Consider the following 22,008-nt stretch of genomic DNA (forward strand, 5'->3'; position numbering starts at 1 on the left):
CCCTGTAGCTCCTTCAAGTCGTCCCTGACTTGAAGGTTTCGAAACAACAGGCCTAACGCCAAACTCGCATTGTGCGAACGTCAATTTTATTCGTACGCTGAAAGGGTGCTAAACATTCCCTTCGAAACAGTCAGCGTGCTTTCACCACCCCATTTGCCTGTCTCGCCTGAACAAGGCAAAATCAGCCTCCTTGTACACCCGACCTGATCGTTCAAGCAGAAAAATAACCAGTGCTTGCCCATGAGATCGTCATCACGATCCCGACAGTCGATGTGTACTTTTCACTCAAACGCCTGCGGCGCAAGTGTTATGATCGCGGGCCAAAATAACAACAGTGGTATCCGACGCGCACTTAACCAGCCATTCCATTGATGGCAATGCACCCGCATTGCACCGGAAGACTGACAAAACTTTAACTGACAACAAGAAACCGCGTATGCAAGACTTCCTGAAAAAATACGGCGACTACCTGGTTCCCGCTGGCATCCTCATTATTTCCCTGATTATTTACGGCACCCTCTATGGCAATCCCAAAGCCATGTTCTGGGATGAGAATTATCATATTGCCTCGGCTCAAAAACACATCGACAACGTCATGTACATGGAGCCGCACCCGCCGCTGGGCAAGATGTTGATGGCGGTGGGTGAAACGCTGGTCGGTGCCAACAAAAACATCGACAAACGTGCGCTCAACGAGACGGATTACCTTACCGGCGACGCCGCGCCTGCGGGCATGCGCTACACCGGTTTCCGCTTGCCATCGACCTTCCTGATGGCGTTTTCGGTATTGTTTTTCTACGGCATTGTGCACCGCATCACCCGGCGGAAATGGGTGGCGGCGGCGTTTACCGCGCTGGTAATTTTTGACAACGCCATGGTGATTCACTCGCGCTCGGTGATGTTGGAAGGCATCCAGATGTTTTTCATCCTGGGGGCGATCTATTACATGGTGCGCGTGATCACCAGCGGCAAACGCATACGTTTGCCGCACTACGCGATCCTGGGTGTGCTGATCGGCTTGGCAATTGCGGTAAAACTGAACGGTGCCATCTTATTGCTGTTGTTTGTCATGCTGTGGGGTGTGGACCAATGGCAGAACATCAAACAGTTAAAATGGCTGGCCTTGCTCAAGCGTCTGGCGGTGACGGTACCTGCCGGGGTTGCGCCGTTACTGCTGGTGTTCTTTGGTATTTTTTATATCCATATCGGGATGGGGACCGAAGTCGTTAACAACCGCACCTATAAAGCCTCACCGGAATACCTTAATTACATTCGCAAAGGCGAAACCTTTACACCCTCGGCGTTTATGGTGGGTATGAAAGATAACTGGCGTTACATCTCCGAATATGCCGACGGTGTACCGCGCCTGGATGTGTGCAAGCCCGGTGAAAATGGCAGCCATGCATCGGGCTGGCCCATCGGTAAAAAGAGCATCAATTACCGCTGGGACAAAGACACCATCGACGGCAAGGTGCAGGTGCGTTATATGCAAATCATCTGCAACCCTATCGTGTGGTTCTCGGTGTTGCTCGGCGTTATTCTCTCGGTCGGTTTGCTCACCAGTAAATTCGTCTATGGAAACAAAGTCAAAGACGAGCCGCTGTTTTATTGGGTCTGTGCCTTCACCGCGTTATATGTGTGCTACATGATCGCCATCTTGCAAATTGAACGGGTGATGTACCTGTATCACTACCTGGTACCGCTGGTGTTTGGTGCGCTCAACCTGGCGATGGTGTTCACCTATATCTTCCGCGATGAAGTGATCGCGAATCAGCGCCACACTATGATTAACCTGGGTGTGTTTGTGCTGCTGGTTATCGGGGTATTCGCCTTCTTCTCGCCGTTTACCTACGGCTTCCAGATGACTGAAGATGAGTTCGCGTTGCGCAACTGGTTCAGCTTCTGGCAATTGAATGTGGTGAGATAAGATGAAACTGACAATGAATAAAAATACGGCCCTGTCGATTCTGTTAGCGGTGGTAACGGTGGTTATCCTGTGGCGCATCACACCGGTGTATGTTGATCCGGTGATTAAACTCACCATCGTCAAGAACCGCGCACAAATTAGCACCATCAATCAGCCGCGCGATGTGGAATTTACCAAAGAGGTCATGGTGGATAATCTGAACCTCTACAACAAGAGTCGCTTTCGCCACGATAAGCTAGGTGATATCGGCTACCACGATCAATTTTTTGTGGATGTTGATCATGAGTTCACGGTGAAAGTCGCAGGGCAATACCGCTTTAATATCGCCAGCGATGATGGCTTTACCGCCGCGATTGATGGTAAACCCTTGTGTGAATTCCAGCGCGATCGTCCGTTCTCCATGCAGAGTTGTCCGGCGACCCTAAGCGAGGGAAAACATAACTTTCGGTTCTCTTATTTCCAGGGATATGGGCAATCGGGTTTGACGGTGCAGTATTTGTATAACAGCGACGGTAAAGCCTATTATTTTGGCGATGATTCGAGATATATGCGGTTTTGATAAACGCCAGGATGTAAAAGGTTTGTCAGGTGGAATGTTTCGCCTCGGTATCATAAACCCGGCCACGAGGCATCGACGCCTCCGTGGCCGGGGCTTCAAACCCAATCGTTTATTTTCTTTCCTCTAATACCTGGGTGCCCGCAATCAGGTCGTGCACACAGCGGCGATCACTGCGGAAGATAAACAGGATATCAATCAAGGTCAGCAGCGGTCCGATTACTGGAATAATCGATACCACCGAGATCGGCAGGTAGCGTTTCAGGATCAGGGGGCCAAACGCCGGCAGGTTACCTTGCATATCGGTAATCCGGGTACCCAACATCTTCTTGCCCACGGTTTGTCCGTAGGTCTTCAACAGATAACCGTGGACCAACAGGAACGCCACAAAACCATACACCCCGCCGAGCAGTGTGTACTGAAGCGGTGGCTCTGTTCCACCCATGATCATGTCGAAGCCGCCGATCAGTATCCAGAAAGGGATAGCAATCAGGATGCCGATGATGCCGTCGATGATGGCACCGAACAAGCGCGCCCACTTTGAAGCCAAGGGCATGGTTGTGCCGTCATTTTCGGGCGGCGTGCTCATCAGGTCAGCGTTTGGTGATTGATAGGGGTTTTCCATGTTAATTCCTTGTACTGATAAAAATAGGTATGACTCAACAACTGAAGAGTGAGCCATGCTAAATCATTTGCGAATAATATGGGAGCCTGAACGGCGGGTGCGCTGGTCGACCATGGCGCTGGGTGAGACTTAATCTATACTGAATTAATCACCGACGGGATCGCCGAGCAGATTTTTTTACGGGTACGTAGGCAATGTTATCGGTACGGAGATTATTCCAGTGCGCGCAATCGATCCGGCAGTTAGTCGTCGGCCTACTCCTTGTTGCCAGTTGTTCGGCCACAGGCAATCAACAGGTCGCGGTCAATCAACAAGAGGTGCAACAGATTGTCCTGCCATTTATTAAAGCCAGCGCACCGAGCCACCAAACGTATTTCCCGAAACTCCTGAGCCTGGCCCTCGACAAGACGGTCGCCACCCACGGCCCTTACGAGGTCCATTATTTCCGCAATAATTTTACCTCCGCGCGCATTATCTCCGAGCTGAAATTCGGTCGCTCCATCAACGTCTTGTGGACCAGCCCCGACGAAGATCGTGAGCGGGAGCTGCTGCCCATTCGCGTGTCCTTATTACAGGGGTTGAACAGCCATCGTATTTTCCTGATTCGTCAAAAGGATCGCGACACCTTCCGTGCGATCCGCTCCCTGGATGATTTGCGTCGCCTGCGTGCCGGTTCGGTGTCCAACTGGCCCGATACCCAGGTGATGCAGAATAACGACCTGCCGGTGGTGACTTCGGCCCATTACGATTTGTTATTTACCATGCTCGCCGGTAAACGTTTCGATTATTTCCCTCGGGGCTTGTACGAGATCTGGGACGAGCAACAAGCGCACGCCGATAAAGGTTTGGTGATTGAAGAGCATTTGATGTTTTATTATCCCGCCCCGATTTATTTCTTCGTCAACCCGCGCGATAAAAAACTGGCCGAGCGTATTGAGCGGGGTTTGCAACTGGCCATTGAAGATGGCAGTTTTAATGAATTATTTTTTAGCGTCCCAAGCTTCAAGCGAGGCTATGAGGAGCTGGCTAATAAAGAACGCCGTGTCTTCGATCTTGAGCAATCGCCTCAAAAATCGCTTGGCGCCGTGATGCTGCGTTGAAAAGCTGATTCCGGTGCTCATTTACTTGAGAGGTAATTTCCAGAAGTTATTCGGCGACGATTAACTCTGCTGCGCATTCCTGGCTTTTTGTTCAATCCATAGCGACATATATTGCGTGCTTTTATGTTGATGGTGTTGCAGCATGGCACCGATAAAATTGTCGCGCCGATGGGTTTCCAGATTATCGGCGGTTGCTTCCAGTTTACTGATCAACGAAGGTAATAACGCCGCGGCAGAGAATGGCTGCAATCCCGTCGCGCAACGGTTCTGCGCGGCTTGCCACTCCGCTGGTGATTCATATAAGCGCACCGCTGCGGAAATAAAGTGATCAACATCATCGGCAACACATCCGGGCCAATTTTCCGCGTCCCCGATGCCTTCCGCACCCACGGATGTTGTCACGCTGGGTGTGCCGCATTGCATGGCGTCAATCAATTTCCCTTTGAGGCCAGCACCAAAACGCAAGGGCGCAAGGCACACGCGCGCTTGTTGCATTACGGCATAGGCATCATCGGCCCAGCCGCAGATCAAAAAGCCCTGTTGTGGGTTATGCAGGGCGGTGGCTTTGGGCGGCGGATAGGCCCCGTAAATCTTCAACTGAGCCTGGGGAAGTTGTGCGCGCAAGCGCGGCCATAGGTAATGCTTGAGACACAGCACCGCGTCCCAGTTGGGTTCATGGCGAAAATTGCCGATGGTTATAAAATCCTGTCGTTGCGCAAAGGCTGGCTGGGACGATGTCGGCGGTGGCAGCAGGAACGGGCAGTAATGCAACAAATGCTCCGGTATTGAAAACGCCTGTTGCAATAAACGGTATTCAGCGCGGGAGATCATCAAGCTGATATCGCAACGGTAAATCGCAGCGATCTCCCGTTGTGCCATATCATCACCAGCCATCATGTTATATAAAATTTTATCGTCTGCCATGGCTGGATAAAGCTGATATTTTTCTGCTTCCGTTGCCGCCGACTGTTGTTGTTTTTTCAATAACTGCTGGCGCGCGTAACGCAAGCTGTGCAAGTCTTCGGTATTCAAAACCCGCACGGCTTTGGGGCAGTTGTTAGCCACTCGCCAACCGAATTGTTCCTCGGTAAAAAAACGATCAAACACGACGAGATCGGGATTTAATGCTTTCAGGTATTCATCAAAACTTGAACAATTGAGGGCGATGGTTTTTTCTTCGACCCCCAGTGTTGTCAGGTTAATCCGATGTTCAGAAAGCCCGGCGGCAGAGGCAAAGGTCACGCGCCAATGTTGGTGCAGGAAACCGGTGATCAGTTGCAGCATACGCGAACCCGCCGCCGATGAATTGGGCTCGGGCCAGACATAACCGATAATCAGGACAGTGTTTATCACGAGAACGCACGCAGGTTATTAAGGGTGCGAGTGATTATAGGGAATTAGCTGACGAGTTGCTCGTTTAACATCATGGGCGTCCCGGCGTGGTCATGTTAGCGCCCCACAGCTTCCCTCGCGGCAGGAGTGGTTTCCAGGGCGCGGTTCTCTTCCGAAAATTAATTTATCAAACCTGTTCCGGGTACTCCACCGCATCAATGCGCACGCGAATGGTTTTGGTGGTGGAGATAAACCATTCAATTTCCTGCCCGACCGACATGCCGAGCAAGGCACTGCCCATAGGTGCCAGCACGGAAATCTTGTCGGCACAACCATCGGTATCCTGGGGATAAACCAACGTGTAAGTAAATACCTCGCCGGTGGATAGTACGGTAAAGGTGACGCGCGAATGCATGGTGACAACATTGGGCGCCAGCTTATCGCAGGCCACCACATCGGCCCGTTGCAATCCACCCATCAGGCGGCAGGCGCCGGAATGATTAAATTTTGGTAATGAATTAAGCAAGGCTTCCAGTTGTTCGAAATCCCGCTCAGTAATAACGATCTGTGCTTCACTTGCCATAAAAACCTCGAACATGGTTGATCACCGGCACGAGGACCGGAGGTTAACAACAGGTTGTTTTCTTTGAATTATTAGACGTTTAAAAAGAAGGGCAGGTTCGATAATAAGGAAGCGAAATTGAAACAGCAAGAGCATCAAAAACCCTATGTGGCGTAACAAACACTCACAAAAAGTTCACGTAAAAATAACAGCTTTAATCGTCTGTTGCGGATTTTTTTAACCAGTTCACAACGCCGTGCCCGGCCTTGCGACCTGTGGCAAAACAGCCGGTTAGCAAGTAGCCGCCAGTGGGTGCTTCCCAGTCCAGCATCTCACCTGCGCAAAATACGCCGGGCAACTCGCGTAACATTAATTGATTATCCAACGCAGAAAAACAAATTCCGCCGGCGCTGCTGATCGCTTCGCCTAAAGGTCTGGGACGCAACAGACGCACCGCTAGGGATTTTATGGAGGTGGCCAATAAAAGATTATCCTGCCATACGGAGGCAGGTGCCAACTCGCGCAACAGCTGGATTTTTATCGGTGGCAATTTCAACTGCTTGCGTAAAAAATTACTGACGGAATCCTTGCCTCTGTTTTTTTGTAACCGCATCCCAATAGTGTCTTCCGACTGGTCGGGCAACAAATCGATAACAACATCGGCGTAGCCGGCATGGTGAATTGTGTCGCGTATGACAGCAGATAAGGCATAAATGGCATTCCCTTCGATGCCATGTTCAGTAAGCGTCGCTTCGCCGCGCTGTTGATGGTCCTTGCCGGTGTGGTCGGTGATGGAAAGCTTCACGGTGTTTAAGGGCTGCCCGGCACACTTGCCGCGAAAAAATTCGCTCCATGCAATCTCGAACCCGCAATTGCTCGGTTGTAAATCCGCCACCGCAATCGCCCGCTGACGCAACCAGGGCACCCAGGCACCATCGGAACCTAAACGCGGCCAACTGGCGCCGCCCAATGCCAGAACGCAGGCGTCGGGCGAGAGCAGTAATTCTTCTTCAGCGTGGGACGGTGAGTGATGTTGAAAACGCAGCTCACCGGTATCTGTCCAGCCCAGCCAATGATGACGCGGAAAAAATTTTACGCCGCGCTCGCGCAAGCGGTGCAACCAGGCGCGCAACAGCGGCGCCGCTTTCATGGCGCTGGGGAAGACGCGCCCGGATGTTCCCACAAAGGTTTCAATACCCAAACCCTGCACCCAATCGCACAAGGCCTGCGCATTAAATTGTTGGATGATGGGTGCGAGTTGCGTTGTGGCACGGCCGTAACGGGTCAGGAATAACGCCGGGTCTTCGGCGTGGGTAATATTCATGCCGCCCACACCGGCCAATAAAAATTTTCGTCCGAGGGACGGCATGGCGTCGTAGACAGAGACCGCAATACCCGCATCGGCGATGACTTCAGCAGCCATCAAGCCGGCGGGACCGCCGCCGATAATGGCGACCGTGGGTGAGGTAGCGGGTGAGTTAAAAGGAAGCGTGTCAGTCAATCTGGTTCACCGATGTCGAGAGAAAACATCGGCGAACCATCAGCAGCACACCTTAGTGTTTGATGCTGATCTGGAAAGGCGATGCTGGAAGGTCGGCGCTATTATACAGATTTGCATTGACCGGGTTATCGGCCCAGGCATAACGCACCCAGACGGGTTCGGCAATGTCGTCGTGCCATACAATCAGTTTATCGCCATCCAGTTTTGCCTTGGCCCAGACGAACACCTGGTCTTTTCCGGCAATGGCCACTTCCTGCAGGGTATCGCCACGGATCTGCAAACCTTTGCCTACATGATCAAAGCGCACCACCAGTGTCTTACCTTGGCGTTTGACGGATTTCACCTGCGGGCCGGATGCCAGTAACTTCTTTTCACCGTAAGCCACTTGCCGTGCGGCCAGCGCAAGACGCTCACCCACAGCAGATTTGTTCAAGGGATGAATATCATTCCATTCGCCCACATCAATCGCGACAGCCATAGCAGTATTGGGCGCCGCCAGTGCCTTGCGTTGCGCTTCGCGCAGCTGTGCCCATTCGCTGTCACCCGGTGAGGTTTTTGGCTCCATAAAATTGGCCAGTTGCACAAACAGGAAGGGGAAATTGCCCTGGTCAAAATGCGCGCGCCAATCGCCGATCATGCCGGTAAATAAATCCTCGTATTCTTGCCAGCGCCCGACGTTGGACTCTCCCTGAAACCAGATCACGCCTTTGATGTTAAACGGAAAGGCCGGAGCCAGTTTGGCCTTGAATAAACTGGTGGGTTGATAATGAAGTGTTGTGGAGGCCTGCATGGCATCGGCGTGCATACCGATCTTGTAAGACCAGTCGCCCCGCAGATCAATCTGTTCATTCGCCAGCTTCAGGGCATAATCTTTGTCTTTCACAAAGCCGGGCTTACCGGAATAGCTGGTGACGCGTACGCGGATTTCATTGGTACCGGTTTTTAATAAGCCCTCAGGGACATCATAAATACGCGGTGGATATTGATAACCGGTTTGGCCGATCAATTGACCATTGAGATAGGTTTCGTCACCGTCAACGATACAACCTAACCACAAGCTTGCCGATTGTTGTGCTTGTTGCGCAGTCAGGGTAAAAGATTTCCTGAACCAGATAATGCCGTTGGTAAATTCAATGCCCTGTTCTTTGACAAAACCCGGTACCTGAAATGTTTTCCAGTCAGCGGTACTGGCATCTGGCAAAGACCACACCGGTTTGGCTTTCAGGCCCGCGTCTTCGGCCTTGGCTTTGGCATACCAGGCATCGCTGTTGGCCTTATCATGTGCGATGGTTTTTTGCAGCACGTCATCATTTTTAAATGTATTTGCCGCTGCCAGATAATCCGGATAATCCTTCAGCGCGGCTTCACTCATCCAGGCCTCGACCGGTGAGCCGCCCACCGCAATACTGAGGATGCCGATGGGCACGCCGTATTGCTGATGCAGGTCGCGCGCAAAAAAGAATCCGACCGCTGAAAAGCCGGCGAGATTATCCGGTGTGGCGGTTTTCCATTCGCCTTGCAGGTAATCCTCACGCGGCTGTTTAAATTCGTAGGTCAGGGGAACGGAGAACTGGCGGACTTTGGGTAACTGCGTTTCCGCAATCACGGTGGGGTAGCGGTAGTGCACGCGTCGCAGCGGCAATTCCATATTCGATTGGCCCGCCGCAATCCATAAATCGCCGAGCCAGATATCCTGCAATTGCAGGGTATTATTGCCCTGGATGGTTAAGGTATAAGGCCCGCCCGCTTTCATCGCCGGAAAACGAACTTCCCAACGGCCCGCTTTGGCTTGCGTGTGCCGTTCCTGTTTTCCGAAACGTACATTGACGGCTTCGCCCTCATCAGCCCAGCCCCAGATGGTGATGGGCTTATCGCGCTGCAGGATGGCACCGTCACTCAGCAAACGGGGCAGGCGCACATCGGCCTGGGCAGAAGCGATAAACAACAGGCTCAGCAAAGAGCAACACAGCAAACGATTCACAGTCTTTATTGTTATCCTGGACATAGGTACCTCACCCGGTATGATCAAGTGGGTAGACTATAGCCACAAAAGCAATACTTGTATACCAGTTGGCGGGTGGTGCGAATCGTTATTCTTTTTTGTGCGGGCTCTCGTCAGTATTGTCGTCAGCGCGAATATATTCTTTGTAATGCTCGCGATAATCTTCCAGGTTATCGCGCAGAATTTCGCGGTAGCGGCCGGTAAGATAATTGAGTGAGCTGTCCATCTCTTCAATATATTCCTTGCGATCCAACGAGGCTGTGGCAACCACAAACGCATTGAAGCGCGCGGCGGCATTTAGCAGTGCGGCGCTCACTACACCCGGATCGGCGTCATCGCAGGCATCGTTCGCGCGCTGGATAAATTGATCTACCAGATTCCAGAATACATCTTCATCGTGGCTCATTGTGATTCTCTTGATTGTCTGTAGTTGAGGGAAACATTCTGTTGCGCCAGGCCAGCCAACGGTAACCTACGGACTCGGCGGTGACATATAAACTGGGTACCAGCACCAGGGTCACCAGGGTGGCGAAGAGTACACCAAAGGCGAGGGAAATCACCATGGGAATCAGGAAGCGCGCCTGCACGCTTTGTTCTGCCATAATCGGTACCAGTCCGATAAACGTGGTGATGGATGTCAACAAGATTGCGCGAAAACGATCACGCCCGCCCTGCACCACCGATTCCACGACATCAAGCCCCTGCTGGCGTAATTGATTGATGCGATCCAGCAAAACCAGGTTGTCATTCACCACCACGCCGGCACAGGCGATAAATCCGAGCATGGACAACATGCTCACTTCGCGCCCCATGATCATATGCCCGAACACCGCGCCCATAAAACCAAACGGGATGGCGGTGAGGATCAACAAGGGCTGCCAATAGGAACGGAAACTGATCGCCATCAAACCGTAGATCAACACCACCGCCAGCATAAAATTCTTTTTAACCGAGGCCATAAAATCGGCCTGGTCGCGCATGGTGCCGTCGGGGCGTAAGGTAAAGCCGGGAAATTCCCGCTGCCATGCCGGTAAATGCCGTGCAAGCACATCAGCAACGATGGCATTCGGGTCGCCCACATCCTGTACATTGGCGGTGATGGCAATGCTGCGTTTGCGATCGCGCCGGTCGATGACGGTGTAACCCGGTACAAACGCGATCTCGGCGACTTCGGTTAACGGAATTTCCGCCCCGGTCGCCGTGCGAATGCGCATGTGATTGAGTTGCTCCAGGGTTTGACGATCCGCTTCCGGATAACGCACCAGTACGCGCACATCTTCAATGCCGCGCGGAATGCGTTGTACCTCTTCACCGTAGAATGCCTGACGCACTTGCCGTGCGATTAATTGCAGATCGACGCCGAGCATCTCGGCATTGGGTTTTAAACGCAAATCAATTTCGGGGCGCGAGGCTTCGAGGCTGGTACGCAGATCGAATACTTCCGCATAGTGTTCCAATGCGGCACGCACCGCTTCCGTCGCGCGGCGCTGCTCGTCGAGATCATTGCTGCTGATGCTCATGTTCAAACGAATATCATCGTCCACAGCATTTACGGTGAAGTCGAGGCGAAATTCCTTGGCTTCGGGAATCGCGCCGATGAGCTCACGCCAGCGTTGATTGATATCGATGATCGATACCTGGCGCTGTTCGGCATCCTGTAAAGCGATAGCGACATAAATGTTCACGCCGTAAGCCCAGGTCTGAATTCCCTGGATAAAGGGTTCGCCTTCATTGTCGGCGAGTAATTGTTCATCGTCGCGTACGGCTAACGCAGCGTCCTGCACTTGCTGCATGATGCGGCGCGTCTCATAAAACGATGTACCTTCCGGCAACACCACGCGCGCTTCCACGGAATCGCCCGGTACCTCCGGCATAAAACTGCTGCGCAACCAGCCGGCGGCAAACAGCGTGAGCGTAATGGCAAACGCCAGGGTAAATGCGACCAGCACCGCGCCTTTGTACGCGAGCATCCGGCGCAGTGCCGGTTGATACAGTGAGCCGGCCAGATAATCCAGTTTACCAGCCAGCCAGTGACGCTGTGTTGCTAACCAGCGCAGGCTCGCAAAGCGGCTGGGGCCTTCCGGTTTCATGTGCGCAAGATGCGCAGGTAAGATCAACAGCGATTCCACCAGCGAGAAAAATAAACAGAGGATCACCACCACTGGAATGGGATAAGAAATTGAACCCATGGTGCCCGGAATAGAGAGCATGGGCACAAAGAAAATCATGGTGCTGATTACCGCAAAAAAAACCGGCACACTCACCATCTTGGCACCGCTGGCTGCGCTGGCATTACCGCGAATACCGTGTTGCTGACGGGTGTAGATACTTTCGCCGACGATGATCGCGTCATCCACCACAATGCCGAGTACCAACAAAAACGCAAACAGCGAAATCATATTGATGCTGACGCCCAGGTGCGGTAATAACCAGATGGCGCCCGCGAAGGCAGTGGCGATGCCGACGCACACCCAGATGGCGAGCAAGGGGCGCAGGAATAACATCAGCACAATAAACACCAGGATCAAACCGCTGAAGGCATTGCTGAGCAATAAATTCAAACGCCCTTCAAACAGCTTTGACATATCGCGCCAGACTTCCAACTGAATGCCGGCGGGCAAGGTGTGTTTGGCTTGGGCAAGGTAGCGTTCAACTTCGGCCGTGGCGGCGATGATGTCCGGATTTTCAGTAATAGATAATTCCAGGAACACCGCGCGCTTGCCGTTGAATTGCGCCACGATATCCTGGTCGGAAAAACCGTCGCGAACTTCGGCAATATCGCGCAACAATAATTTGCTGCCGTCCGCGCGGGTAAGCACCGGAATACGGCCAAATTCTTCCGCCGTGTCGGCCTGGGCGCGGGTCTGGATTTGAATATCGCCATCCGGCGTTTTGATGACGCCGGCCGGCAAATTTAATGACGCGCCGCGAATAGCGTGGGCCACCGCATCAAAGGTGAGCTGATAGCGCCGCAGGTTTGCTTCGCTGATTTCAATGCTCATTTCGTAAGGGCGGGTACCGTTGAGTTGCACCAGCGAAATGCCGGGCAATAACGCTAATTCATTGCGCACCCGCCAACCGGTTTCCTTTAAGGCGGCTTCATCGACATCGCCATACAAAGCGAGGCTCATTAGCGGGCTGCGGCGCAATTGCCGGCGCGTGATCGGCCGCTCAACATCCGGCGGAAAAGTATTGATGGCATCCACGCGGGTTTTAATATCATTCAAAATTTGTTGCGCGTCATAACCTTCGGTGACTTCCACCGTGACCAACGCGCGGCCCTGGCGCGAGCGCGAGGTTATTTCATAGATGCCATCAATATCGGCGATGGCTTCTTCGATGCGAATAGCAATTTGCTCTTCGACTTCCGTAGGGCCCGCGCCGGGATAATTCATTTCGATCTCGATGATATTGCGCGCAACCATCGGAAAAACTTCTTTATCCAATTGGCCGAGGCTGGCAAAACCGCCGATAAAGATAAACACCATCAACAGGTTGGCGGCAACCCGGTTTTCTACAAACCATTGAATCAACCGATTCACGGCGCAACCTCAGGCGCTGCCGTTGTGGGCTTGGTGATAGCGACGGTGATACCCGGATTCAGGTAGCCCTGCCGTTCCAACACCACGGCTTCGCCGTCGGCAATGGTGCCACGTATCCACACAAACTGGTCATCGCTGCGCAGCACCTGCACGGTTTTTACCTGCACCTGTTGCTCGGCGTTGAGCGTATAAACCTGATCGCGGCGAAACACAGCGGTTTTAGGTAAACGAATAATATTGTCGAGTGCTCTGCCGCTAATCTCTGCGGTCACGTACATGCCCATCAACAGCGGCACAGGATGGCGCTCGCGATTAAACGGCTCAGCAATTTCCACAATCACCTGATACATCCGCGACTGCGGATCAAGGCTCGCTTCGGTGCGCGTCATCTGCCCCTGCCAGTGATAGGTTTCGCCGGCAATGGTGCCTGTCAGTGTGACCGGTGTGGCAGCGGGATGGTTGTTGATCGGCAGATCAATTAATAGTGCCTGCAAATCAGTGAGTGCAATGCGCACTTCGGCTATTGCCGCATCGTAGATGGACGCAACGCGCGTGCCTGCGGTCACAAATTGCCCGAGGTCGACAAAGGTTTCATTGATGCGCCCATTAAACGGCGCGGTGATGCGCGTGCGTTCGAGGTTGAGTTGTGCCTGATCCCGTTGCGCGCGCGCGGCGGCAAGCAAGGCTTCGGCGGCCGCAATCTGGGGCTTGCGCAGGAATAAATCATTGGCATCGGCGTTGCCAAGATCGCGCCATTCCCGCTGTGCTTGTCGGGCCAGGCCGCGCTCACTGGTAAGTGCGCGCTGGGCGTCGGCCACATTGGCGTCGGCCTGGATCAAGGCGTAGCGATAATCGCGCTCATCAATTTGCACCAGCCAATCATCCGCCGCAAAAAAACCGCCGTCGACAAACGCGGGCGCCACTGCCGTGATGCGTCCACTGACCTGACTGACAACATCAATCTGGCGGCGCGGTAGCACGGTCCCTTGGGCGGTCACGTTCAACGCAAGCGTTTGTGGTCGGGCAAACACCACCTTGACTTCCGGCAGTGGTCGCTCGACGGCAGGGCGCGGTTCGGGGCGCGGTTTGAGCAGGATCAATGCGGCAATCATCACCGCACCCACGACCAACAATTTGACGGCTAATGGAATCGCTTGCCACCGGTGTCTGGCGCCCATAGACATGACCCTAAGGTTTTTTTACAAAGGCGCTGTTAATAAAATGCGTGCCTTTTAACTGGATCAACACCGGCATGCCCTGCTGTTGCAACAACAGCGTTTCGTAGGTTTGCAAGATATCGGCCTTGGTGGTTTTGCTGAGCGCGGCGACCAGCTTTTCCTTGCGCGCAAAATCCAGGTGGCCGAACTTGAAGTCATACAGATGTTCGCGGGCCTCACTGGTAAAGTCGGTCGGTTTTTGCGTGAGCTGCGCAATCTCGGCCTGCTTCATTTGCTCCAACGTGGCTTCATCCAACGCTTGCAATTGGGTGAAAAATGCCTGGCGGAAGCGATCCATACGGTCTTTGATAGCGGGCAGTTCCGTGTTGGTGCTTTGCACATACAGCACGAACATCGGGTAATCGTCCACATTGATCGGCGCGCTGCCGACGGTGTAACCCATTTGTTCGTTGGTGCGCAGTTGCGTAAAGAACTCATTGGAGAAAACGCTATTGAGCAACATCAGTTGCGCATGTTGTTCAACGGATTTTTCGGTGCCGATAACACCGGATAAGAGCGCGTTATCGGTCTGGTCGATGGCTTCACGGAAATTGATGGCCACCTGTGGGTTGGGCGTAATCATCGGTAACATAAAGCGCTCTTGCGGCAAGCGCTGGCTATTAAATTGCTCAACGGCATAACCGGCAATTGCTTTTACTGTCTCCTCGGTGAGGTTACCAAAGGCATAACCGCGCAATAAATTTTCCTGCAGTACCCGTCGGTGGTATGCCACCAGATCCGCACGGGTCAGCTGGTTGGCCGCGGCCAATAATTCTTCGTCAGTCCAGTTGGCGACATACAACAAGCGCCACATATGCTTGAACAACTGTTGCGTCGGTGCCGCCTTGCGCGCATTAATGCGCTCCAGCCGATAGCGGTCCAATACCTGGGAAAAATCCTGTTCATTAATCTTCAATTGTGCAAAGTGATCAATGAGATTGGTAAACAAACTGGGTTGCTGGCTGCTGTAGCCAGTGATACGAATCATCTGGCTTTTTTCCGGCGTGAGGTCAATGGTGATATCCAGCCCGGCGCGGCCAGCGCGATCACGCAGGGTCGTGGTTTGCAAAGCAAACACATCATTCAGCAGCGAGGCAAGCACGATGTTGCGCGCACTGTCGAGCGCAAAATTCACGTTCAGGTTGAGGTCCAGCATGGCTTTATCTTCACGATAATGTTGCGCGTGCATCAGCCAGACTTCGGCGCCAGGTTGCTCCATGATCAACGTCGGGTGGTCATAAACGGCGGCCACGATCTCCGCTGTTGCGTCAGAAAATAATTGGTTCTCCGGTGGCAGTTTGAACTGCATCGTCTCGCCCAGTTTTTCCCAGCGTGCAAATTCGGCGGCGGTGGTAGCGCGGATGGCATAACGGCCTTCATAGAAAGGAATGGTCTGGTCCGCTTTTTCGGTTTTGCTCACGTACCAGATGCGTGACCGTTGCGGCTGCAACTGCTCCAGTACCTGGCGGATGGCGGTTTCATCAAACCGCTCGAACACGTAATTGGCGTCCAGCAAATGTTCAACCGGGTAATCAAATTGCTGGCGCGACAACTCAATGGCTTGCTGGACCGGTTGCGCCTTGGCCTGGCTGGCGAAATCTTTTTCGCGCATGGCTTTCAGTTCCTTGAAATAGCGCTCCTCAACCCCTTGTTGTTTAATCAGGTCGATGTAAGCAAATACCGAGGCCACGATCTTGTCCCGTTGCTTCATGCCTTTATCGGTCATCTCTACAATCACGCGCAGGAAACCATCCGGGCCGTAGTTATCCGGCACCACATAACCGTAAACTGCGTTGGCCAGGCCGTCGCGGCGCAACACTTCACCGAGCGTGCCGTCTTCTTCCGAGGTAATCAGATTGTTGATGAACTCATTAGGCTTGAGCCGCCATTGGTCGGAGTTATCGGTAATCGGAAATTCCACCAGTAATTGCTTGGTGTCCTTGAGCGATTGGTAGTGAATGGTCTTGCCCATTTGTGCGGGCGTAATGCCCGGCGTGGTCACCACCGGTGGCTGGATATTTTTATTGGGAATGCTCGCGAAATGTTTTTCCGTCAGCGCTTTTAATTCGTCCAGTGACTGGCGGCCCACAATGGTGAGCTTCATGTTGTTCGCGGAATAATAGCGATCATAAAACGCCAGCAAGGCATCCTGGAGGCGCGAGTCCGGTTTGTCGGTCAGGGTTTCCAGGTTGCCCACATTAAATTGCGCCGCCGGGTGTTCCGGGTTAGCGGTGATGCCGTTAAGGCGGTACATGATCCAGTTATCCTGCGAGCGGCCCGATGACCACTCGCTGTGCACCGCGTTGCGTTCCTTGTTGCTGTATTGCGGATCAAAGGTCGGCTTCTTGAAATAATCGCTGAAGTAATCCAGCGCCTGGTCAATCTTGTCTGCATTTAGCTGGAAAAAATAATTGGTGTGGTCGGCGGCGGTAAAGGCATTCCAGATGCCCGCATTCTGGTCGACAAATTTTTGAAAACTGTTGGGTTCCGGATATTTTTCCGTGCCCAGAAATAACATGTGCTCCAGATAATGTGCGAGGCCGGGGTGCGCCGCCGGGTCCTGATAACTGCCGACCCCCACGCCCATGGACACGGCCGTCACTTCCACGCTCGGGTCAGACACCAGTACCGCCTGCAATTGATTGGGCAAGGTCAGCACCGCATAGCGGCGATCATCGTTGGGGCTTTTGCGGATGACGGTTTCGGTAACCGCGTGTTGCACCTCAGCCGGGGGCGTTGTGCCGAGGTTTTCACAGGCGGTGAGCCCAAACCCGGTGAGCAATAAGGTCAACAACAACGTGAGCGAGATGTGACGCATGCGGAGGTCCTTTATCAGATAACGGCGGGAGGATTTACAGACATGCCAGCCGCCACTCGGGTTCCTCGGGTGGCGGCTGATAATCGCGGAGAAGGTTAGCGGCAAATACGGCGTGCGGTCAAACGACAGTGGCTGGGTTTGGCCCTGATACTTTTATCAAACCGCTTCTTATCAGGGCGCTTCGCCCCGATACCTGGCATTGCTGATGCCGCTGACATTGGTGCGCGCCTGGGAGGTGCCGTAATAACTCACGTTGGATGCGCCCGAGGCTTCTATTTCCAGCGTCTCGGTGGCATAGACATCGGCGTTGGAGGCGCCGGCCAGGCTGGCGCGGGTGACGCGCGTCTTTAGCGGGGCGGCGTTGTAATGGCTGGCCCCGGCCAGGTTAACCTGCTGGCGATTCACCTCGCCGGGCTGCTTAAAGGTCAGATGAGACGCGCCGGTCAGGTCCGCGCGCAGCTCATCGCCCTGCAGTTGGTCGATATTCATATGGCTGGCGCCGGTCAGGTTGAGCGTAAGCTGCTTGACCTGCAACTTGCCCATATTCATATGGCCCGCCCCGGTGACGTCAATGTGCAGCTTGTCACCAGACCAATCCCCACTCTTTACCTGCCCGGCGCCCGTCAGGGTCAACCGCTCCAGTTGTTTCAGTGTGATCGTAAAGATCACCTCACCGCTGTCACCCCAATCGAACCAGCGCCAGCCGGTGGAGCGGTTATCCAGGTAGAGGGTGCCGTCCTTTTGGTGAATCTCCACATCCTTCATAACCTTGTCGGTGGCGGTGATAGCCAGCGCCTCCTGCTCACCCTGGGTTAACAGCATCTGGCCTGAGCCGCGTAGATTGATGTGCGTGATATTTTCCAGCGCAAAGGCCCGGGTGTTTTTGTCCTCGGCACTGGCCAGCAGCGGTTGCCACAGCAACAGCAATAACGCGATCGCTTTAAAGGTGTTCATGGTGTGCTCCGTCAGTAGGGTGTAAAAGCCGTAAAGCCGTGATCGTTACTGCCTTGGATGCGGGCAGGCGGGCTTTTGGATTCACCCCTTGCCGGGATTCTTCCGCAGCCGGGTTTAGCCGTTTTGGGAAACCCGCCCAAACGCACACTTGCCCGGCAAATACAAGACTGGTCTGGGCCGCCGTTTTGCGGATAATGCTCTTCACACGCAGGCCAGCCCCGGCCGCTGTCACGCTCCGTTAACCAGGTTTACTCCGTTAATAAGTTAAGAGTTACCCGCTATGAACAGTATCTCCCAACGCATTGCCGAAGAATTAAGTGTCAACGAACAACAAGTCAGCGCCGCCGTCGCGCTGCTGGATGAAGGCGCCACGGTTCCTTTTATCTCCCGTTACCGTAAAGAAGTGACCGGCGGGCTGGACGATACCCAGATGCGGACCCTGGAAGAGCGGCTGCGCTACCTGCGCGAACTGGAAGAGCGCCGCGCCGCGATCCTCAAGAGCATTACCGAGCAGGAAAAACTGACGCCCGAACTGGAGCGCGACATCCTGCAAGCCGATACCAAAAACCGCCTCGAAGACTTATACCTGCCCTACAAACCCAAGCGCCGCACCAAAGGCCAGATCGCCAAAGAAGCCGGCCTTGAACCCCTGGCCGAAGCCTTGCTGGCCGACCCCACACTGAACCCCGAAGCCGAAGCGGTTAAATACCTGAATGCCGAACACAAGATCGACGACGCCAAGGCCGCGCTCGACGGAGCCAAATATATCCTCATGGAAAAATTCAGTGAGGACGCCGAACTGCTCGGCAAGCTGCGTCACTTCCTGCAACAGGAAGCCACCATCAGCGCGCGCGTCGCCACCGGCAAAGAAGCTGACACCTCGCAGGAAGTACAAAAATTCCGCGATTATTTTGAACACGACGAACCGCTTAAAAGCACGCCCTCACATCGCGCGCTTGCTATGTTCCGTGGCCGCAACGAAGGCGTGCTGACCATCGCCATTAAAGTCGGCGACGAAGAAAACCGCGTGGGCCACCCCTGCGAAACCATGGTGGCGGAACACTGGCAAATTCGCGACCAGGGCCGCGCTGCCGACGGTTGGTTAGCTGAAGTGGTGCGCTGGACCTGGCGAGTCAAATTGTTAACCCATCTGGAAACAGATTTGCTCGGCGAGCTGCGTGAAAAAGCCGAAGAAGATGCAATCAAAGTCTTCGCCTCTAACCTGAAAGATTTACTGCTCGCTGCACCGGCAGGGCAAAAAGCAACCATCGGCCTCGACCCCGGCATGCGTACCGGCGTCAAAGTGGCGGTGGTCGACGCGACCGGCAAAGTCGTGGACCACTGCGCGATCTTCCCCACGCCGCCGTTTAACAAAATCGCTGAATCGGAGAAAGTGTTGGTTGCACTATGCAAAAAACACAACGTGGGTTTGATTGCCATTGGTAACGGCACCGCCTCGCGCGAAACCGAAAAATTTGTGAAAGACGTATTAAAAACCCACAAAGATATTCAAGCCACCAGCGTGGTGGTTAATGAAGCGGGCGCATCGGTTTACTCCGCCTCGGAATTTGCTGCCAAAGAATTTCCCGATCTGGATGTCACCATTCGCGGTGCCATTTCGATTGCACGCCGGTTGCAAGACCCGCTTGCCGAACTGGTGAAGATTGATCCCAAATCTATTGGCGTGGGCCAATACCAGCACGACGTATCCCAATCGCAACTGGCGCGCTCACTCGACGCGGTAGTAGAAGACTGTGTGAACGCCGTCGGGGTAGAAGTTAACACCGCCTCCGCCGCCCTGCTCGCGCGGGTATCCGGTTTGAACTCAACCCTCGCCAATAACATTGTGGAATTCCGCAACCAGAACGGCGCCTTTACCTCCCGCGCCGCGCTGAAAAAAGTCCCGCGCTTTGGCGAAAAAACGTTTGAACAGGCCGCAGGCTTTTTGCGCGTTGCCGGAGGTGAAAACCCGCTGGACGCCTCAGCGGTCCACCCGGAGTCCTACACCGTGGTGGAAAAAATTGCCGCAAAACATGGCCGCGATATTCGCGGCGTTATCGGCGACTCCACCTTCCTGCGCGGCGTAAAACCGGCTGAATACGTGGATGAAAAATTCGGCTTACCCACCATCACCGACATCCTCAAAGAACTCGACAAACCCGGCCGCGACCCGCGCCCGGAATTCAAGACCGCACAATTCCAGGACGGCGTGGAAGAAATCACCGACCTGGTTCCCGGCATGATCCTCGAAGGCACCGTCACCAACGTCACCAACTTCGGCGCGTTCGTGGACATCGGCGTGCACCAGGACGGCCTGGTACACATCTCCGCGTTGTCCAACACCTTTGTAAAAGACCCGCGCGAAGTCGTAAAAGCCGGTGACATCGTAAAAGCCAAAGTGATGGAAGTTGACGTGCCGCGTAAACGTATTGCGTTGTCGTTGCGTTTGGACGATACGCCGGGTGAGAAAGTAGAGGGCAATAGCAAAGGCGGTAAGGGTGGGCAGCGTACCTCACAGAACCAGCAGCGCAATGCGCAACGCAACAATCCGACACCCGCCCCGGCTATGGGCAGTATGGGCGCGCTGTTGCAGCAGGCGATGAAGAAGAAGTAATTGGGTTATTGCTGAAGAGAAATGGAGAAGCCGCGCAGAAATGTGCGGCTTTTTTTATGCCAAGCAAACACCAATTTGTAGTCGGCGCTGGTTTGTGGGTATGGCGCAGTTATCACATTGCGAATTTGTAATCTTTTAAGGAACTAAGCGAAGGTCCCGAAGTGGACGGATTACCGAGCGCTCGAAAACTTTATTATTCTGAAATATGAGACATTGAGAAAACGGCCTTTTAGGCTCATATCTGGAATTAGGGAGGGAATCCGTTAATAAATCATGGGATATCAATGTGTTAGCAGCTTTGCTGCTAAAAGTTGATAAGGGCTTTGGCTATCATCTAGCCTGAAAGCAAAATCAGAGCGATTCGACTTCAGTCTTGACGATTCAAGGGTTTCAGCTTAGTTTTGCGTGAGCGCGGAGTCGGAGATATGAGGCTCTAAGAAATGGCCTTCGAGGCTATGATATGAATGTTAGGCATCATCAAGATGAAGTTACCATCAGAACATAATCATGTGGTCGATTTCGAAAAGATAAAGCGCGAAGCTTTTATCTTGCTAAATCTTGGGTATGGCTTCATGCGGCTAAGGGATGATGATGAAGGTGATGTTAAATATCGAAACGAAGCTCAATTATTTAAAAGTTTTGGTGATTTTTATAGCCGAGAAGTTTCAGCGCTTCTTACCAGTATAAGCATCTCTGGAAGAATGCTAGACGATATAATCATCCGTGAAAATAGAGCTGGCTCAGCATCCAGATGGGAATATGAAGAAATTCTTGGAGATGACGTTGAAGGAAATCCTCTGCCATTACGTTCTTGCTTCAATAAAGTGATACATGCTGATCATATAGATCACGAGTTAATGCAATTACCAGAAGTATATTTAAGTGGGAAGCAACAAAGTGGAAAGGAATGGAATGCTAGGATATTCATTCTCCCATTTTGCGTATCTGTTTTTGAATGGGTTGGAAGATACAATGCCTAACAACCGCGTCAAAAGGTGGCGCTCGTACCTCGCGTACTTTACGCGGGCGTTGAAGCTGTAGAAAAACTCCGAAAACAAGTCACTTTTTGATAAAATTCGGCATCACTTCAAGGGATAGCTGCCATGCCAAACTTCAAAAAATACAACTACAGTCAAAGCGCGATGGTGGTGATTGATTTTGAAGAGCAACTGCAGCCCGGTACCTTTGAATTTACCCTTCACAAGTTAATTGATAACCATATCGACCTGTCGGTTTTCCACGAAAAATACTCGAACGA

The 22,008-nt window shown here is 53.1% G+C and carries 15 protein-coding genes and 1 pseudogene; 6 read left to right on the forward strand and 10 right to left on the reverse strand.

Annotated elements, in window-relative coordinates; genetic code table 11:
• Window positions 1-436: 436 nt before the first annotated feature.
• Both ACSV5M_RS20940 and ACSV5M_RS20945 read left to right on the forward strand, forming a co-directional pair.
• Window positions 437-1,927: a phospholipid carrier-dependent glycosyltransferase gene (locus tag ACSV5M_RS20940; protein WP_439178760.1), complete on the forward strand. Its 1,491-nt coding sequence runs from the start codon at window positions 437-439 to the stop codon at window positions 1,925-1,927.
• A 1-nt stretch (window position 1,928) separates the two neighbouring features.
• Window positions 1,929-2,486: a PA14 domain-containing protein gene (locus ACSV5M_RS20945; RefSeq protein ID WP_439178762.1), complete on the forward strand. Its 558-nt coding sequence runs from the start codon at window positions 1,929-1,931 to the stop codon at window positions 2,484-2,486.
• A gap of 109 nt (window positions 2,487-2,595) precedes the next feature.
• Here the strand turns inward: ACSV5M_RS20945 and ACSV5M_RS20950 are convergent, their stop codons facing one another.
• On the reverse strand, window positions 2,596-3,108 hold the full coding sequence (locus ACSV5M_RS20950) for an RDD family protein (protein WP_439178765.1): 513 nt from the start codon (window positions 3,106-3,108) through the stop codon (window positions 2,596-2,598).
• Between the two features lie 194 nt (window positions 3,109-3,302).
• On the opposite strand from ACSV5M_RS20950, the gene ACSV5M_RS20955 reads away from it, so the two are divergent.
• Window positions 3,303-4,208, forward strand: coding sequence for a hypothetical protein (locus ACSV5M_RS20955; protein ID WP_439178767.1), 906 nt, complete (start codon window positions 3,303-3,305; stop codon window positions 4,206-4,208).
• Window positions 4,209-4,268: 60 nt separating this feature from the next.
• Here ACSV5M_RS20955 and ACSV5M_RS20960 read toward each other — a convergent pair whose 3' ends face one another.
• The 9 genes from ACSV5M_RS20960 to ACSV5M_RS21000 form a co-directional block, all read right to left on the reverse strand.
• Window positions 4,269-5,561: a glycosyltransferase gene (locus ACSV5M_RS20960; protein ID WP_439178769.1), complete on the reverse strand. Its 1,293-nt coding sequence runs from the start codon at window positions 5,559-5,561 to the stop codon at window positions 4,269-4,271.
• A gap of 166 nt (window positions 5,562-5,727) precedes the next feature.
• A complete protein-coding gene (rnk, locus tag ACSV5M_RS20965; RefSeq protein WP_439178770.1) occupies window positions 5,728-6,138 on the reverse strand; it encodes a nucleoside diphosphate kinase regulator in 411 nt (136 codons plus the stop codon).
• A gap of 178 nt (window positions 6,139-6,316) precedes the next feature.
• Entirely contained in the window at window positions 6,317-7,603 is a 1,287-nt protein-coding gene (locus ACSV5M_RS20970) for a TIGR03862 family flavoprotein (protein ID WP_439178772.1), read from the reverse strand.
• Between the two features lie 52 nt (window positions 7,604-7,655).
• Window positions 7,656-9,608 carry a sialate O-acetylesterase gene (locus ACSV5M_RS20975; protein WP_439178774.1) on the reverse strand — a complete coding sequence of 651 codons (1,953 nt, stop codon included), beginning with the start codon at window positions 9,606-9,608 and terminating at the stop codon, window positions 7,656-7,658.
• A gap of 85 nt (window positions 9,609-9,693) precedes the next feature.
• Entirely contained in the window at window positions 9,694-10,011 is a 318-nt protein-coding gene (locus ACSV5M_RS20980) for a DUF3144 domain-containing protein (RefSeq protein ID WP_439178775.1), read from the reverse strand.
• On the reverse strand, window positions 9,998-13,147 hold the full coding sequence (locus ACSV5M_RS20985; RefSeq protein ID WP_439178776.1) for an efflux RND transporter permease subunit: 3,150 nt from the start codon (window positions 13,145-13,147) through the stop codon (window positions 9,998-10,000). Before ACSV5M_RS20985 ends, ACSV5M_RS20980 begins: the two co-directional genes overlap by 14 nt.
• Complete coding sequence (locus ACSV5M_RS20990) at window positions 13,144-14,325, reverse strand: efflux RND transporter periplasmic adaptor subunit (RefSeq protein WP_439178777.1); 1,182 nt, start codon at window positions 14,323-14,325, stop codon at window positions 13,144-13,146. The genes ACSV5M_RS20985 and ACSV5M_RS20990 overlap by 4 nt, the downstream gene beginning before the upstream one ends.
• Before the next feature lie 10 nt (window positions 14,326-14,335).
• Window positions 14,336-17,182, reverse strand: a complete 2,847-nt coding sequence (locus ACSV5M_RS20995) for an insulinase family protein (protein ID WP_439178778.1) — start codon at window positions 17,180-17,182, stop codon at window positions 14,336-14,338.
• 171 nt (window positions 17,183-17,353) lie between these two features.
• Entirely contained in the window at window positions 17,354-18,136 is a 783-nt protein-coding gene (locus ACSV5M_RS21000; protein WP_439178779.1) for a GIN domain-containing protein, read from the reverse strand.
• Between the two features lie 280 nt (window positions 18,137-18,416).
• Between ACSV5M_RS21000 and ACSV5M_RS21005 the strand changes: the two genes are divergently transcribed.
• The 3 genes and pseudogenes from ACSV5M_RS21005 to ACSV5M_RS21015 form a co-directional block, all read left to right on the forward strand.
• The gene (locus ACSV5M_RS21005; RefSeq protein ID WP_439178781.1) at window positions 18,417-20,750 is read left to right on the forward strand and encodes a Tex family protein; all 2,334 of its coding nucleotides are present in this window, start codon (window positions 18,417-18,419) and stop codon (window positions 20,748-20,750) included.
• Between the two features lie 464 nt (window positions 20,751-21,214).
• A complete protein-coding gene (locus tag ACSV5M_RS21010; RefSeq protein WP_439178783.1) occupies window positions 21,215-21,730 on the forward strand; it encodes a hypothetical protein in 516 nt (171 codons plus the stop codon).
• Window positions 21,731-21,853: 123 nt separating this feature from the next.
• A pseudogene (locus ACSV5M_RS21015) lies at window positions 21,854-22,008 on the forward strand (transposase); the annotation flags it as partial.

The sequence above is a fragment of the Cellvibrio sp. ARAG 10.3 genome (genome assembly GCF_051846955.1).
Lineage (GTDB): Bacteria > Pseudomonadota > Gammaproteobacteria > Pseudomonadales > Cellvibrionaceae > Cellvibrio.